The following is a 15820-nucleotide window of genomic DNA, read 5'->3' as shown; positions in this document are numbered from 1 at the left end:
GTGTTGCTTTCATCAACCCACACGCCGCAGCAGGCGCACGTGCATGGGCCGCACGAAGTGCGCTCCCTGCATCGTGCAATGCGGCGCGAAGGCCGCCGCCACGCGCTCGCGCAGGGGCGCGTCGATGCGGTGGTCGGCAAAGGTGGGGTTCATCATCCGCCGCTCAAACTGAGCGAAGTCCTCGAAATGCACAGGCATGTCGAATCGCCGTTGCGCCACCTGCTCCCAGGTGCTGCGGACGGCCAGGGCGCGGTCCAGCGCCGCCTGCGCAGCGGCGCGCACGATGCCTTCGTCGTTGTACAGGCGCACGATCTCGTTGAGCGCGCCTTCGTAGACCGGCTCCGAAACGTACAGATGCCCGCCGGGACGCAGCACGCGCGCCACTTCGGTCAGCGCCTGGTCCATCGCATCCAGCGGCACGTGGTGCAGGGACTTGAGCATCAGCGCCAGGTCGAACTGCGCGTCATCGCCTGCAATGGCCTGCGCACCACCCACGGCAAAGCGCATGCGCGGCGGCGTGTCCTGCAAGTTGATTGCGTGCTGCCGGAGGTCCACTTCCAGCCCCAGATACCGCATGTCCGGCCAACGCTGCAGCATCTGCCGCGCCATGCGCGCTCCGCCGCATCCGAGTTCGATGACGCGCGTGCCGGGGGTTGGCAGCAACTCGACCAGGACATCCAGTTCATCAGGGACGAGGGTGTGGTTCATGGGTCATCGATCAATCGGCAGAATCAACCGATGGTACCTACCCCTGCGCGCGACGCGGGGTATTCCCGTACGCCGGCCACAGGCCCGGCGCCTGCCCACCCGGTCAGAACAGCACGCCCTGCCCTGGCGCGTCCACGACCACCAGCCTCCCATCGCCCGTCAAGAAAGCCGCGCCCACCTGTTCGCCCGGAAACTGCGCTCCCACCGCTTCGCGGTACAGGCGCAGCTGGGCCATCAGCTGCGGCTGGCGCTCGGGCGCGGTGGCACTTTTGTAGTCAAGCACCCACCAGCGCGCACCCTCGCGCGGCTGGCGCAGCCGCACCAGGCGGTCCAGACGCAGACCCTGGCCCTGGTAGACCAGCGGCGCTTCGTTGAGGGCCTGCTCCACGTGATCGGGGTTCCACGCCCAGGCACCCTCGCCCTGCAGAATGCTCCGCGCCATCGCTGCGGCCTGTGCGGCAGCCTCCGTCGTGATATCGAAATCGCGCGCCAGCTGCGCCAGCCGCCGCGCGGGCCACACGCCGCCCGCCCGCGGGGCGCCGACCACGCCCGCCTGCTCCAGCAACTGGTGCATGGCCTCGCCCTGGCGCGACTGCGGGGTGGAGGCGGGAGCACCCGCCGCAGCGGCTTGTGCCCCCGGCGCAGCCCCCGCATACGGCGGAAGCTGCGGCAACGCGACGGCGGCATCGTCAGCCACATCGCCCAATGGCGCGGCGGGCGGCACTGGCGCGTCCTGCAGGGACTCGGCCAGCCGGTTCCACCAACTGCCGGGCGCGGCCGTGCTGGACTGCACCGCCGACAAGGCCAGGCAATGCTTGGCGCGTGTCATGGCCACATAGAGGGTGTTGAGCTCCTCGCGCTGGCGCTCCGCCAGTTCCGCCGCCAGCAGGTCCACCGCACTGGGCGGCGGGTTGGATTCGCTGGCCAGAAAGACAAAGCGCAGCGGAGCGGCCTGCTCGCCCGGCCAGTCGACCAGCGCGCCCATGGTCTCGGCCTTCTGCGCGCGCGCATCGGTGTCCAGCAGCAGCACGCTGTGCGCCTCCAGCCCTTTGGCGCCGTGGATGGTGAGCAGGCGCACGGCCTGCGCCTCCACGCGGCCGGGTGCGCGCATGCCCGGGCGCTTCATGGCGCGCACGAAGGCATAGGCCGTGAGGTAGCGTCCCCCGCCCTGCTGCAGCGCCGCGGCCAGCAAAGCGCGCAGGTTGGCCAGCACGCCCGCACGCTGCGAGGCGGGAGCCGCGGCGGCAAAGCGCGCGGGCACGTCGCCGTGTTCGTAGATGGCATGCAGCGCATCGTGGGGGGGGCGTGTTTCCACCCATCGCTTGTATTGAGCCAAAACAGGCGCCAGCGCTTGCAGGTCGGTCGGAAGCAGCTCACTTTTTTGAAGTACGTCGAACCAGCTGCACGGGGATCCTTCTGCGGCCGTCTGGCGTACCCGCAGCGCAATCTGCACCAGCGCGTCATCCGTCAGGCCGAACAGCGGCGAGCGCAGCGCACGCGCCAGCGAAAGGTCATGCCCCGGTGAGACCAGCGCATCCAGCAGCGCGACGATGTCCTGCACCTCGGGCGCCTCGCCCAGCTCGGCCTTCTCGGGCTGCACGCAGGGCACGTGCAGCGCGCGCAGGGCCTCCTGCAGGGAGGCCAGCCGGTCGCGCTTGCGCGCGAGCACCATGATCTCCTGCGGCTGCACGCCCGCGGCGATCTGCGCCGCCACCCATTGCGCAGCCTGCGCGCATTCGCGCATGCGCAGGGTTTCCTCGGCTTCATGGCGCGGCTGGGTCAGAGTGTCGCGCCACTCGGGGGCAGTGGCCGCGGCGGCATCACCCCCGTCAGGCGCCGTGATCGGGGGCAGGCGCAGCAGTTGCCCCGGGTCGCGCGATTCGGTGGTGTGGTCGCGAAAGCCCGCGTACTCACCCTGTGCCTGCGCCGCCTGCATGGCCTGGTTCACCGCTGCGATCACGCCGATGGCGTTGCGCCGCGTGTGGTCGCAGGCCAGCAGGTCGCCCCCCAGCCCCTCGCGCACGAAGGCCTGGGCGGCCTTGAAGACCTGCGGCTCGGCGCGGCGAAAGCGGTAGATGCTCTGCTTGGGGTCACCCACGATGAACACGCTGGGCGGCTGCTGGCCGCCGCCCGCGCCCGCGTAACCGGCCAGCCAGGCATGCAGCGCCTGCCACTGCAGCGGGTTGGTGTCCTGGAACTCATCCACCAGCAGGTGGCGCACGCGCGCGTCCAGCCGCTCCTGCACCCAGCCCGAGAGGATGGGGTCGGACAGCATGACCAGCGCCGTGCGCTCCACGTCGTTCATGTCCACCCAGCCGCGCTCGCGCTTGAGCTGGGCGAACTGCGCGATGAGCGCACGCGCCAGCCGCGCCATGCGCTGCTGGTGCAGCCAGGCCTCGTGCTGGCGGCGCGCGGCGCACAGGCGCTGCAGTTCGCCCTCGGCCTCCTGCGCGGCGGCGAACTTCTCCAGATTCTTGGACAGGCGGTCCTCGCTGGCCACGAAGAAGGCCTTGCGCAGCGTGTCCAGACGCTGGCCCAGGTCGTCGCACAGCCAGGCGTCGATCACCGCGTTGGCGGCCTTCTGCGGCGTCTTGTTCGCCTGAGCCCCCAGCACCTGGGCCCAGGCATGCCAGCGCTGGCGCGCTGCGTCGCTGGCCAGCGCATCGGCCGGATGGTGCAAGCCGGCAAGGTCCGAGAACTGCGTGCCGAAATGCGGGATCGATGCGTCCACCACGCCCGCCTCGTCGGCCAGCGCGAACTCCACGCGCTTGGCCAGCGCGCCTTCAAGCGCCTTGTGCGTCTGCGAGCGGCCGTGATGTGCTACGCAGGCTTCGTAATCCGCGCGCAGCGCGGCGTCCTGCGCCACGGCGGCGAGGTAGGGGCGCCAGACCTCGCGCACTGCCTCGGCGTCATCCTCCAGCAAGTCGTAATGGGCGGGCAGGCCCTGCTGCTCCAGCACCGCCAGCGGCGCCGTGCCCAGCAGCGCCGCAAACCAGCTGTGAAAGGTGCGTATCTGCACGGGGCGGCCCGCGTCCAGCGTCTGCCGATATAGTTTTTGTAGCTGCTCGCGCTTGTCCAGAGCGCGCTGCGGCCCGATTCCTCTTGCAATCAGCTCCTTTTCCAGATCGGGCAGCGGCTTGGCCGCAAACTCCTGCAGCCATTCCTGCAGGCGCTGGCGCATTTCGCCGGCTGCCTTCTTGGTGAAGGTGATGGCCAGGATCTCGTGCGGCGCACAGCCGTCCAGCAGCGCGCGCAGCATGCGCGAGACCAGCATCCAGGTCTTGCCGGCGCCGGCGCAGGCCTCCACGGCCACGCTGCGCTGCGGGTCGCAGGCAATGGCGTAGAAGGCCTCCCGCGTGACCGGTTGGCCGTTGTGTTCGTAGGCGGCTTGCGCGGCAGCTTCACTCATTCCAGAAATCCTTGCGGCACAGACCGCGCGCGGCGCACCATTCGCACACGCTGCCCTCGCCCAACGCGGGCAGCGGCGCGCCGGCGGCAATGCGCTGCATGTCGTGCGTGATGCCGTCCAGCAGCAGGTCGCGCAGGTGCACCACGTCGTCCTGCTCGTGCAGCCGGGTTTCGCCGCGCTCACCCACATTCACGTACGCGGCCCGCAAGGTGTCGTCCTGCAGCAACGCGGCGTAGAAGGCCAGCTGCGTGTCCTCGGCCCCGGCCTTGATGCGCTCGCGCGTGAGGGCGTCGCTCTCGGTCTTGTAGTCGATCACCAGCGTGAGGGGTTCGCCGCCGCCCTGCGGACGCACGGCGTCCACACGGTCCAGTGTGCCGACCAGTTCCAGCGCGCCCAGCGGCTGGCGCGCGCGCAGCTCGGCCTGGCGAAAACAGGCGCCAGCGGCTTCGTGCTTGCCCAGCCATTCCAGATAGCCGGCGCGCAGCGCGGGCCAGCCCGAGGCGTAGGGCAGGAAGTCGCCCTCCTGCAGCCCCAGCTCGCGTGTGGCGCGCGCAGCCGCCTCGTCCATGAGCGCCGTGCGCGCCGCGGCGTCGCCCGTGGGCGCGTCCTGCAACGCCTCATGGAAGTGCTGCAGCACGGCATGCAGCCAGGTGCCGAAGTCACGTTTGTCCAGCCCGGCGTCCAGTTCGTCGTCTTCCTGCAGCTGCAGTTGGCGCAGCGCGAAGAAGCGGTAAGGACAGTGGCGCAGGTCGGAATATGCCGAGGACGATAGCCGCTGCACCGGCAGCTGCGCGCCCACCGGCAGCGGACGCGCCGTGGGTGCCACGGGCACGCTGCGCGTCACCCGGGGATCGGCACCGTCCGTGCCGGGTCCGTCCAGCCGAAGCGCCTGGACCAGCGGACTCGGCAGGAGGGGTTCGCCCCCCTCGTCACCCACGCGCCACAGGAGGTCGACACGCGCAATACGCAGGGCCTGCCGCCAGGCGGCGCGCTGCGCGGCGGCCAACAGGTCGCGCGTAGGCAGCCCCAGTCCCTCGCGCTGCGCCTGCGTCCAGGGGCCGGGCGGTTCAGGCGCGGCCTGCAGGCGTTTCTCATCGCAGCCGGGCAGCACCAGCGCAGCGAACGGGCGCGCCAGCAGCTGCGGCAGGGGCAGAACCACCACGGGTGCATCGTCCACATAGGCCGGTCGATAGCGCGCGCATTCCAGCACCTCCCCCACCCAGCGTGTGAAGTCCGCCAGCGCCATGCGCGCACCGGCCCCGTCCATGTCCTGCAGATCGTCCTGCAGGCCCTCGGGCAGGCGCAGCTCGGCCAGCACGCGCGCACCGGCCTCGTCCTGCTGCAGCCCGTCCCACAGGCCGCAGTCCTGCAGCAGCACGCGCAGCGACTGCAACCACTGGGCCAGCGGCCGCGCGGCCCGCAGCTGCGCGCGCCAGACCTGTACCTGGTCCGCCAACGCGGCCTCGGCCGGGCGCCGCTCAGCCAACGCCTGCAGTTGCGTCGCCGCGCCGCTCCAATGCCGGGCGCCCGCACGGCGCAGCCAGTGCTCCAGCGCGCGCAGTGCGGCCCCATCCACCGCGGGCGACTGCTTGAGCCAGTCGAGCACGGCATCGGCGGTGGCGTCCCAGGCACAGGCCTGCAACACCGCCATCAGCCGCGCCGCAGCGTGGGTGGTGGAGAGCAGCCAGCCGTTTTCGTCGTGCACAGCCACGCCTGCGCCGCCGAGCAAGGCGCTGATGCGGCGGGTGAGCGCGCGGTCGTTGGCCACCAGTGCCACGGGCGCCTGTCCCTGCGCCAGGTGCTGCAGCACACAGGCGGCGGCACGCTGGGCCTCGTCCTCGGCATCGGGCACGGCATGCAAGGTTGGCACGCCGGCCTTCCTGCCGTCCATCACCTGCGGCAGGTCCACGACAAGGCCCGCCTCCGCCCAGTGCCGTGCCAGCGTGCGGGCCAGGGGGTCGGGTTGGAAGCCCTGCACCACCACCAGCAGCGGCACGGCCGCACGCACGCCAGACTCGAACAGCACATCCCCCACGTGGCGCGAGGCCAGCACCCATTCCAGGGCGATGCGCGCTGCGGCGGCCTCCAGCCGGAGCGCGCCACCGTCGCCCGCCGCCGGCAGCAGGGCGCGCGCCGCTTCGCCCCAGTCCGGGCGCCGGTCAGGAGCCACGGCCGCTGCCACCACCGCCAACTGCGCGGCCATCTCCAGCAGCGGACCGCTGAGGACTTCGCGGTGCGCGGCAAGACCGGCGCGGTCGAGCAATGCACGTGCGGTGACCGCATCGCGCGCCATATCGCCCGCGTACTCGCTGCCCTCCGCCAGAGGCGCGCCCAGCTGGGAAGCCCAGTTACGCGTGGTCTCGAAGCGCGGCGCGAAACCCTGCGGGTAGGCGCGCTGCCATTGCCGGCGCGCCTCGCCCATGAGCTGGGCGTACGGCACCAGCACCACGGTGGCCGCCAGGTGCGCGCCGCGCTGCGCAGCCGCTGAGCGCACCTGCTCGAAAACCGCGCGCCACCCCGCGCTGCACGCTGCGGCGTGATCGTCTTTTGCTATGGGTGTCATAGCGTTACAAGCACCGGCCATATGAGGATGCGGGGATTCGGTTTCTGTCACAATGACTGGACTTTATACGTATCGGCATCGCCCACTGCTCACACAAGGAACCAAGGAACGCGCCATGGCCAGCGAACTCATCAAACATCTCTCCGACGCCAGCTTTGAAGCCGACGTGCTGAAAGCCGGCACTCCGGTGCTGGTGGACTACTGGGCCGAGTGGTGCGGCCCCTGCAAGATGATCGCCCCCATCCTGGACGAGGTGGCTGGCGCCTACCAGGGCAAGCTCACCATCGCCAAGATGAACGTGGACGAGAACCGCGAGATTCCCGCCAAGTTCGGCATCCGCGGCATTCCCACGCTGATGCTGTTCAAGAACGGTGAACTCGCCGCCACCAAGGTAGGCGCCATGAGCAAGGCCCAGCTCACCGCCTTCATCGACCAGCAATTGGCCTGATTCCCTTCTTGCCGGCCGCCCGCCGCGGCCGGCAGTCTTCCGAGGTGCGCAGCACCCGGGCAACCTGCGAATAGCGCAGAACTTTTCCTGTCATAATTCGCGCTGATCGCCTCGCCGCACGTGCACCCAGCGGCCGGCTCCGGATCACAGGCTCGCCAAGTCCGCCATCACCCATGGCCCGCACGAAACGCAGCCCTTCCCCTCACACAGACATTTCCACTCCGCCCAGGAGTCACTCCATGCACCTTAACGAACTCAAGGCACTGCACGTGTCTGAAGTCCTCAAGCAGGCCGAAGACCTGGAAATCGAAAACGGCGGCCGCATGCGCAAGCAGGAGCTGATGTTCGCCATCATCAAGAAGCGTGCAAAAGCCGGCGAGCAGATTTTTGCCGACGGCGTGCTTGAGATCCTGCCCGACGGCTTCGGCTTCCTGCGCAGCCCCGACACCAGCTACACCGCGAGCACCGACGACATCTATATCAGTCCGAGCCAGGTGCGCCGCTTCAACCTGCACACCGGCGACATGATCGAAGGCGAGGTGCGCACGCCCAAGGATGGCGAGCGTTACTTCGCGCTGACCAAGCTTGACTCCGTCAACGGCGGCCCGCCCGAGCAGAACAAGCACAAAGTGATGTTCGAGAACCTCACGCCGCTGTTCCCCAAGGAGCAGATGCGGCTGGAGCGCGAGATCAAGGGCGAGGAGAACATCACCGGCCGCATCATCGACATCATCGCCCCCATCGGCCGCGGCCAGCGCGCGCTGATCGTCGCGCCTCCGAAGAGCGGCAAGACGGTGATGATGCAGCACATCGCCCATGCCATCACGGCCAACAACCCCGATGTGCACCTGATGGTGCTGCTGGTGGACGAGCGCCCCGAGGAAGTGACCGAGATGCAGCGCTCGGTCAAGGGCGAAATCATTGCGTCGACCTTCGACGAGCCCGCCGCACGCCACGTGCATGTGGCCGAGATGGTGATCGAGCGCGCCAAGCGCCTCGTGGAACTGAAAAAGGACGTGGTGATCCTGCTGGACTCCATCACCCGCCTGGCCCGCGCCTACAACAACGTGGTGCCCTCCAGCGGGAAGGTGCTCTCCGGCGGCGTGGACTCCAACGCCCTGCAACGCCCCAAGCGCTTCTTCGGCGCAGCGCGCAAGGTCGAGGAAGGCGGCTCGCTGACCATCATTGCCACGGCGCTGGTCGATACCGGCAGCCGCATGGACGAAGTGATCTTTGAAGAATTCAAGGGCACGGGCAACTGCGAAATCCACCTGAGCCGCCGCCTCTACGAAAAGCGCGTGTTCCCGGCCATCGAGCTCAACAAGAGCGGCACACGCCGCGAGGAACTGCTACTGGCACCCGAGATCCTGCAGAAGACGCGCATCCTGCGCCAGTTCATGTACAACATGGACGAGATCGAGTCCATGGAACTCATGATCAAGAAGATGAAGGAAACCAAGACCAACGTGGAGTTCTTCGAGGCCATGCGCCGCGGCGGCTGACCTGCTCCACCGCTTTTGCCCAGCCCCGCCTTCGTGCGGGGCTTTTTCATGGCCGCCCATTGCCCCTCGCTGTGCGCAGGCGTGACTCCCCGCCCACCGCTCACTTGATTCGCCTCAAGACACGGCGCGACGCGCCGGCCCATACTGGCTGTCATCTCATTTCGATAGCATGGTGGCCCGCAATGGGGCGCCCAAAGGACCGGGCGCTGCGAACGAAATTGCGGATTACCATCGCCGGCCTGCGTATGCCCTTCGCCCTCCCCGCCCTCGTGTCGCTCCTTGACAGCCCAGCGCTGCGCACGGGCCTGCTCGGGATCTGCGTCACAGTCGCCGGATGCATGGCAGGGGTGCGAACGGACGTGCCCTCCCCTGCGCTGCTGCCCGCCGCATGGCCCGTGCCACCCGTCGCCTTCGATGACAGCACCGTCAGCGTTGACGATCAGGCCGAGTGGGGGATGTTCTACCGCGACCCCACACTGCAAGGCCTGGTGCGCCAGGCGCTCGAGAACAACCGCGACCTGCGCCTGGCAATGCTGCGCGTGGACGAGGCGCGCGCCGCCCTGGGCCTGCAGTCCGCCGAACGCTGGCCGACCCTGGCCGTGGGCAGCAGCCACACCCGCGCACGCGTGCCGGGGGACCTGAACGTGAGCGGCCGCGCCGTCACCACCGGCGAGCACCGCGTGGGCCTTGCCATCAGCAACTGGGAGCTGGATCTGTGGGGCCGCGTGCGCAGCCTGGAGGCGGCAGCGCAGCAGGCCTACTTCGCCTCCGCCGAAGGCAGCCGCGCCGCCCAGGCCGCACTGGTGAACCAGGTGGCACGCAACTATCTCGCATGGCGCGAAACGCAGGAACGCATCGCGCTGACAGAAGACACCATCGCCACGCGCCGCGAGAGCCTGCGCATCTTCGGGCGCCGCCACGCGGCCGGCGCCATCTCGCGCCTGGCGCTGACGCAGGTGGAATCTCTGCTGTACCAGGCCGAATCCATCGGCACCCAGCTCGCGCAGCAGCAGGCACTGCAGGCCCATGCGCTGGCGCAGCTCGTGGGCGTACCGTGGGATGCGCTGGCCCTGGCGCCGCCCCAGGCTGCCGTCGCCCTTCCCACCGTGCCCGCGGGATTGCCTTCCGACCTGCTGCTGCGCCGCCCCGACATTGCCGCCGCCGAGCACACCCTGCACGCCGCCAACGCCCGCGTGCAAGCCGCGCGCGCAGCGTTCTTTCCGCGCATCGCTCTGACCACGAGTGCGGGCACCGCCAGCGCGCACCTGGACGGCCTGTTCGACAGCGGCAGCCGCGCCTGGACGTTCGCTCCCAGCGTCTCTCTGCCGCTCTTCGACGGCGGGCGCCTGCAGTCCAACCTGGATCTGAGCGCCGCACGCCAGAACATCGCCGTGGCCGACTACGAAAAGACCGTGCAGACGGCCTTCCGCGAAGTGTCAGATGCGTTGGCCACGCGCGCCACGGCAGCGCGCCAGATCACGCTGCAGCAGGCCCAGCGCGACGCCTTGCATGAACGCGCACGTTTGGCGCAACTGCGCTACGACCACGGCGCCACGCCCTATTTCGAAGTGCTGGATGCCCAGCGCGACCTGCTGGCCGCCGAGCAGCAACTCGTGCAAGCACGCTATGCGCTACAGGCAGCACACATCGCCGTCTATGCCGCGCTGGGCGGCGGCGCGCCCGCGCGCTGACAACCCAACGGGACCCTCGCATGACCATTCCCAAGAAAATCCTCATCGCCGCAGCCGCAATCGCTGCCATCGCCGCACTGGGCGGCTACGCCTGGCTGCAGTGGAAGGAAACGCAGCAGAACGCCGGCCTTGTGGGCGGCAACGGGCGCATCGAGGCCACCGAGGTGGACGTGGCCACCAAGTACGCCGGCCGCGTGGCCGAGATCCTGGTGCAGGAAGGCGACTTCGTGCAGGCCGGCCAGACACTGGCGCGCATGCAGGTGGACAGCCTGCTGGCCCAGCAGCGCGAGGCCGAGGCCAGCCGCGACCGCGCCCTGCAGGCCGTGGCCTCCGCGCGCGCCCAGGTGGCACTGCGCGAGAGCGAGCACACGGCCGCCCAGGCCCTGATCGCCCAGCGCGAGGCCGACCTGGACGCCGCTCAGCGCCGCGCGGCACGGTCGGAGACGCTGGCGCGCGAGGGCGCATCCTCCGAGCAGGAACTGGACGATGACCGGGCCCGCGTGCGCAGCGCACAGGCCGCGCTGAAGGCCACGCAGGCACAGGCGCAGGCCGCGGGCGCGGCCATCGTTGCGGCGCGCACCCAGGTGGCCGGCGCCGAATCGGCGGTAAAAGCCGCCGATGCGACCGTGCAGCGCATCAACGCCGACCTGGCCGACAGCGAACTCGCCGCCCCGCGCGATGGCCGCGTGCAGCTGCGCCTGGCCCAGCCCGGCGAAGTGCTGGGCGGCGGCGGCAAGCTGCTGAACCTGGTGGACCTGACCGACGTGTACATGAGCTTCTTCCTGCCCGAGACCGTGGCCGGCCGCGTAGCGCTGGGAACCGAGGTGCGCATCGTGCTCGACGCCGCACCGCAGTATGTGATCCCGGCCAAGGTGTCGTTCGTCGCCAGCACGGCGCAGTTCACGCCCAAGACCGTGGAGACGGCCAGCGAGCGGCAAAAGCTCATGTTCCGCGTGCGCGCGCGCATCGCACCCGAGCTGCTGCGCAAGCACATCACGCAGGTGAAGACCGGCCTGCCCGGCCAGGCCTGGATCAAGCTGGACGAGGGCCGCGACTGGCCGGCGCACCTGCACAACGTCGTGGCCCCCTGACGGACCGTAACGCCCGGCTGCTCCATGCCCCAGCACCTTGAGACCGCCACCCCCGTGGCCCGGCTGCGGGACGTGCAACTGCGCTACGGCGCGGCCCAGGCCCTGCGCGGCATCACGCTGGACATACCGACCGGCCGCATGGTGGGCCTGATCGGGCCGGACGGCGTGGGCAAGTCCAGCCTGCTGGCGTTGATGGCCGGCGCGCGCGCACTGCAGCAGGGCAGCGTGCAGGTGCTGGGCGGCGACATGGCGCGCAAGGCGCACCGCGACGCGATCTGCCCGCGCATCGCCTACATGCCGCAGGGCCTGGGCAAGAACCTCTACCCCACGCTGTCGGTCGAGGAGAACCTGCAGTTCTTCGCGCGCCTGTTCGGCCACGGCGCGGCCGAACGGCGCAGGCGCATTGACGACCTCACACGCAGCACAGGCCTGTACCCCTTCCTCGCGCGGCCCGCGGGCAAGCTCTCGGGCGGCATGAAGCAAAAGCTGGGGCTGTGCTGCGCGCTGATCCATGACCCTGACCTGCTGATCCTGGACGAGCCCACCACCGGCGTGGACCCCCTTGCACGCGCGCAATTCTGGGAGCTGATCGCCCGCATCCGCACCGAGCGCGCGCACATGAGCGTGATCGTCGCCACCGCCTACATGGACGAGGCGCAGCGCTTCGACTGGCTGGTGGCCATGGACGATGGCGCCGTTCTTGCCACGGGCACACCGCAAGAGCTGCTGCAGCGTGCTGGCGTCGACACCCTGGAGGAAGCCTTCATCGCCCTGCTGCCCGAAGCCAGGAAGCGCGGCCACAGCCCGGTGGTGATTCCACCGCTGCCGACCAACGGCGAGGACGACATTGCCATCGAGGCGCAGGGCCTGACCATGCGCTTTGGCGACTTCGTGGCCGTGGACCAGGTGAGCTTTCGCATCCGACGCGGCGAGATCTTCGGCTTTCTGGGCTCCAACGGCTGCGGCAAGTCCACCACCATGAAGATGCTCACCGGACTGCTGCCTGCGTCCGAGGGCCGTGCCTGGCTGTTCGGGCAGGCGGTGGACCCGCACGACATGGCCACGCGCCGGCGCGTGGGCTACATGTCGCAGGCGTTCTCGTTGTATGGCGAGCTGACGGTGGAGCAGAACCTGGTGCTGCACGCGCGTCTGTTCCATGTGCCGGAAGAACAGGTGACAGCGCGCGTGGACGAGATGCTGCAGCGCTTTGCCCTGCAGGACGAGCGTGCCACCCTGCCCGCCAACCTGCCGCTGGGCATGCGCCAGCGCCTGTCGCTGGCCGTGGCCATGGTGCACCGGCCCGAGTTGCTGATCCTGGACGAGCCCACCTCCGGCGTGGACCCGGTGGCGCGCGACGCCTTCTGGCGCCTGCTGGTCGAACTGTCGCGCCGCGACCGTGTGACGATCTTCATCTCCACCCACTTCATGAACGAGGCCGAGCGCTGCGACCGCATGTCCATGATGCACGCGGGCCGGGTGCTGGACAGCGACACGCCGGCCGCGCTGATGGCCCGGCGCGGCGCCCAGACGCTGGAGCAGGCGTTCATCGGCTACCTGCTGGAGGCCGCTGGCGAGCCCGCGGCCGATGACGGCGCTACAAAAACAGGAGCTTTCAGCGCTCAATCGACGGTCGTATCAAACGCAAAAGAGTTTGAAACACCCGCAAATCAAGCGGCAGCAGCTCCTGAAATAGAAGCACCCCGGCACCGCGCCTTCAGCCTGCAGCGCATGCTGAGCTACATGTGGCGCGAGTCGCTGGAGCTGCGCCGCGACCCGGTGCGCGCCACGCTGGCGCTGGCGGGCTCGTTGATCCTGATGTTCGTGATCGGCTACGGCATCAACATGGATGTGGAGAACCTGCGCTACGCCGTGCTCGACCGCGACCAGACCACGCTGAGCCAGAGCTATGCCAACGCGCTCTCGGGATCGCGCTATTTCATCGAGCAACCGCCGCTGTCGGACCATGCCGAGCTGGACCGGCGCATGCGAAGCGGCGAGCTGTCGCTGGCCATCGAGATCCCCAGCGGCTTTGCCCGCGACGTGCTGCGCGGCAAGAACGTGGAGATCGGCGCCTGGGTGGACGGCGCCATGCCCATGCGCGCGGAAACCGTGCGCGGCTATGTGCAAGGCATGCACCAGCATTGGCTGGCCGCGCAACTGCATGAGCGCACGGGGCAGCGCCTGGCCAGCAGCGTGACCGTGCAATCGCGCTACCGCTACAACCCCGACGTGCGCAGCCTGCCCGCCATGGTGCCGGCGGTGATTCCACTCTTGATGCTCATGCTGCCGGCGATGCTCACGGCGCTGGCCGTGGTGCGCGAGAAGGAGATGGGCTCCATCCTCAACCTGTACGTGACGCCCGTCACACGCACCGAATTCCTGCTGGGCAAGCAACTGCCCTACGTGTTGCTGGCCATGCTGAACTTCCTGCTCATGTGCCTGCTGGCGGTGACCGTGTTCGGCGTGCCCATCACCGGCAGCTTTGCCACGCTGGCGCTGGCAGCGCTGGTGTTCTCGGTCACCTCCACCGGCATGGGCCTGCTGGCCAGCAGCGTCACGCGCAGCCAGATTGCAGCCATGTTCTTCGCACTCATCGGCACGCTGATACCGGCGGTGCAGTTCTCGGGCCTGATCGATCCCGTCTCGTCGCTGGAGGGCAGCGGCCGCCTCATCGGCTCGGTCTACCCGGCCACGTACATGTTCATGATCAGCCGCGGCGTCTTCAGCAAGGGACTGGGACTGGCCGACCTGCAGGGCGCGCTGCTGCCGCTGCTGGCGTCGGTGCCCGTGGTCATGCTGGGCGCGATTGCGCTGCTGAAGAAGCAGGAGCGCTGACCAATGCCCGGCTCCTCCTCATCCGTGCGCCTGCACCTGCTCAACATCTACCGCCTGGGCGTGAAGGAGTTGTGGAGCCTGCTGCGCGACCCCACCATGCTGGTGCTGATCGTGTATGTGTTCACGCTGTCGGTGTACGCCGCCGCCACGGCCATGCCCGAAATCCTGCACAAGGCGCCGATTGCGATCGTGGACGAGGACCAGTCGCAACTGTCGCAGCGCATCGTTTCGGCCTTTTACCCGCCGCAGTTCAACACGCCGGCGCTCATCACCGCGCGCGAGATGGATGCGGGCATGGACGCGGGGCACTACACCTTCGTGCTCAACATCCCGCCCGACTTCCAGCGCGACGTGCTCGCGGGCCGCGCAGCGGAAGTACAGCTGAACGTGGACGCCACGCGCATGAGCCAGGCCTTCAGCGGCAATGCCTACGTGCAGCAGATCGTGCTGAGCGAGGTCAGCGAATTCGTGCAGCGCTACCGCGGCACCGCAGCCCCACCCGTGGATCTGGCGCTGCGCATGCGCTTCAACCCCGCGCTGGACAAGGCATGGTTCGGCAGCCTGATGGAGATCATCAACAGCGTGACCATGCTGTCCATCATCCTCACGGGCGCGGCGCTAATCCGCGAGCGCGAGCACGGCACCATCGAGCACCTGCTGGTCATGCCTGTCACGCCCACCGAGATCATGCTGGCCAAGGTCTGGTCCATGGCGCTGGTGGTGCTGCTGGCGGCCACGACGTCGCTGGTCCTGGTGGTGCAGGGGCTGCTGCGCGTGCCCATTGGCGGCTCACTGGGGCTCTTCCTGGCCGGCGCGGCGCTGCACCTGTTCGCCACCACCTCCATGGGCATCTTCATGGCCACGGTGGCGCGCAGCATGCCGCAGTTCGGGCTGCTCATGGTGCTCACGCTCATCCCGCTGGAGATGCTGTCGGGCGGCACCACGCCGCGCGAGAGCATGCCGGCGCTGGTGCAGGACCTGATGCTGGCAGCCCCCACCACGCACTTCGTGGAGCTGGGCCAGGCCATCTTGTACCGCGGCGCAGGCATGGACGTGGTGTGGCCGCAGTTCCTGGCGTTGGCGGGCATCGGCTCGGTCCTGTTCGCCCTGTCGCTGGCGCGCTTTCGCCGCACCATCAGCAGCATGGCCTAGCACCGCTGAATCAGCTTGTGCGATAATTGCGGGCTTTTTTGCGGAAAGTACACTGGAATAGGCTGGTGCGGCTCCCGCTGACTTGAGGAAGAAGATCATGAAAGAAGGCATCCACCCCAATTACCGCGAAGTGCTGTTCGTTGACCTGTCCAACGGCTTCAAGTTCGTGACCCGTTCCTGCGTGAACACGAAGGAAACCGAGACCTTCGAAGGCAAGGAATACCCCCTGTACAAGCTGGACACGTCCTCCGAATCGCACCCCTTCTACACCGGCACGCAAAAGTCGGTGGACAACATGGGCGGCCGCGTGGAGCGTTTCCGCAACCGCTTCGGCAAGACCGCAGCGAAGTAAGCAGCAAGGCCTGCCCCGTGCAGGCCCGTGCAGGCAGGTGGCGAACCCATTCGCCGCACCTGCACACAC

At 68.8% G+C, this 15820-nt stretch carries 10 protein-coding genes; 7 read left to right on the top strand and 3 right to left on the bottom strand.

What is annotated here, in order from left to right:
• Positions 1–12 precede the first annotated feature (12 nt).
• From K2L43_RS08405 to K2L43_RS08395, 3 genes are all read right to left on the bottom strand, one after another.
• A complete protein-coding gene (locus K2L43_RS08405; RefSeq protein ID WP_220638849.1) occupies positions 13–708 on the bottom strand; it encodes a class I SAM-dependent methyltransferase in 696 nt (231 codons plus the stop codon).
• A gap of 103 nt (positions 709–811) precedes the next feature.
• Complete coding sequence (locus K2L43_RS08400) at positions 812–4117, bottom strand: exodeoxyribonuclease V subunit beta (RefSeq protein WP_220638848.1); 3306 nt, start codon at positions 4115–4117, stop codon at positions 812–814.
• Positions 4110–6680: a PD-(D/E)XK nuclease family protein gene (locus K2L43_RS08395; RefSeq protein WP_220638847.1), complete on the bottom strand. Its 2571-nt coding sequence runs from the start codon at positions 6678–6680 to the stop codon at positions 4110–4112. Before K2L43_RS08395 ends, K2L43_RS08400 begins: the two co-directional genes overlap by 8 nt.
• Before the next feature lie 115 nt (positions 6681–6795).
• Between K2L43_RS08395 and trxA the strand changes: the two genes are divergently transcribed.
• From trxA to K2L43_RS08360, 7 genes are all read left to right on the top strand, one after another.
• Positions 6796–7128 carry a thioredoxin TrxA gene (gene trxA, locus K2L43_RS08390; RefSeq protein WP_011805563.1) on the top strand — a complete coding sequence of 111 codons (333 nt, stop codon included), beginning with the start codon at positions 6796–6798 and terminating at the stop codon, positions 7126–7128.
• 239 nt (positions 7129–7367) lie between these two features.
• Positions 7368–8630: a transcription termination factor Rho gene (gene rho, locus K2L43_RS08385; protein WP_011805564.1), complete on the top strand. Its 1263-nt coding sequence runs from the start codon at positions 7368–7370 to the stop codon at positions 8628–8630.
• 245 nt (positions 8631–8875) lie between these two features.
• Positions 8876–10321, top strand: a complete 1446-nt coding sequence (locus K2L43_RS08380) for an efflux transporter outer membrane subunit (protein ID WP_370633105.1) — start codon at positions 8876–8878, stop codon at positions 10319–10321.
• Positions 10322–10341: 20 nt separating this feature from the next.
• Positions 10342–11412 carry an HlyD family secretion protein gene (locus K2L43_RS08375; protein WP_011805566.1) on the top strand — a complete coding sequence of 357 codons (1071 nt, stop codon included), beginning with the start codon at positions 10342–10344 and terminating at the stop codon, positions 11410–11412.
• A gap of 24 nt (positions 11413–11436) precedes the next feature.
• The gene (rbbA, locus tag K2L43_RS08370) at positions 11437–14247 is read left to right on the top strand and encodes a ribosome-associated ATPase/putative transporter RbbA (protein ID WP_011805567.1); all 2811 of its coding nucleotides are present in this window, start codon (positions 11437–11439) and stop codon (positions 14245–14247) included.
• Positions 14248–14250: 3 nt separating this feature from the next.
• The gene (locus K2L43_RS08365; RefSeq protein WP_011805568.1) at positions 14251–15399 is read left to right on the top strand and encodes an ABC transporter permease; all 1149 of its coding nucleotides are present in this window, start codon (positions 14251–14253) and stop codon (positions 15397–15399) included.
• 97 nt (positions 15400–15496) lie between these two features.
• A complete protein-coding gene (locus tag K2L43_RS08360; protein WP_011805569.1) occupies positions 15497–15751 on the top strand; it encodes a type B 50S ribosomal protein L31 in 255 nt (84 codons plus the stop codon).
• The last annotated feature ends 69 nt before the right edge of the window (positions 15752–15820 follow it).

This window comes from Diaphorobacter sp. MNS-0 (assembly GCF_019602835.1).
GTDB lineage: Bacteria > Pseudomonadota > Gammaproteobacteria > Burkholderiales > Burkholderiaceae_C > Diaphorobacter > Diaphorobacter nitroreducens.
The sequence above is the reverse complement of the archived record's forward strand: the minus strand, read 5'-3'. Positions and strand labels throughout refer to the sequence as shown.

Bases quoted from the DNA above. Each gene is read 5' to 3' on its own strand.
- K2L43_RS08395 (WP_220638847.1), bottom strand. From the start codon at position 6,680: ATGACACCCATAGCAAAAGACGATCACGCCGCAGCGTGCAGCGCGGGG.
- K2L43_RS08405 (WP_220638849.1), bottom strand. From the start codon at position 708: ATGAACCACACCCTCGTCCCTGATGAACTGGATGTCCTGGTCGAGTTG.
- trxA (WP_011805563.1), top strand. From the start codon at position 6,796: ATGGCCAGCGAACTCATCAAACATCTCTCCGACGCCAGCTTTGAAGCC.
- rho (WP_011805564.1), top strand. From the start codon at position 7,368: ATGCACCTTAACGAACTCAAGGCACTGCACGTGTCTGAAGTCCTCAAG.
- K2L43_RS08360 (WP_011805569.1), top strand. From the start codon at position 15,497: ATGAAAGAAGGCATCCACCCCAATTACCGCGAAGTGCTGTTCGTTGAC.
- K2L43_RS08400 (WP_220638848.1), bottom strand. From the start codon at position 4,117: ATGAGTGAAGCTGCCGCGCAAGCCGCCTACGAACACAACGGCCAACCG.
- K2L43_RS08380 (WP_370633105.1), top strand. From the start codon at position 8,876: ATGCCCTTCGCCCTCCCCGCCCTCGTGTCGCTCCTTGACAGCCCAGCG.
- K2L43_RS08365 (WP_011805568.1), top strand. From the start codon at position 14,251: ATGCCCGGCTCCTCCTCATCCGTGCGCCTGCACCTGCTCAACATCTAC.
- K2L43_RS08375 (WP_011805566.1), top strand. From the start codon at position 10,342: ATGACCATTCCCAAGAAAATCCTCATCGCCGCAGCCGCAATCGCTGCC.
- rbbA (WP_011805567.1), top strand. From the start codon at position 11,437: ATGCCCCAGCACCTTGAGACCGCCACCCCCGTGGCCCGGCTGCGGGAC.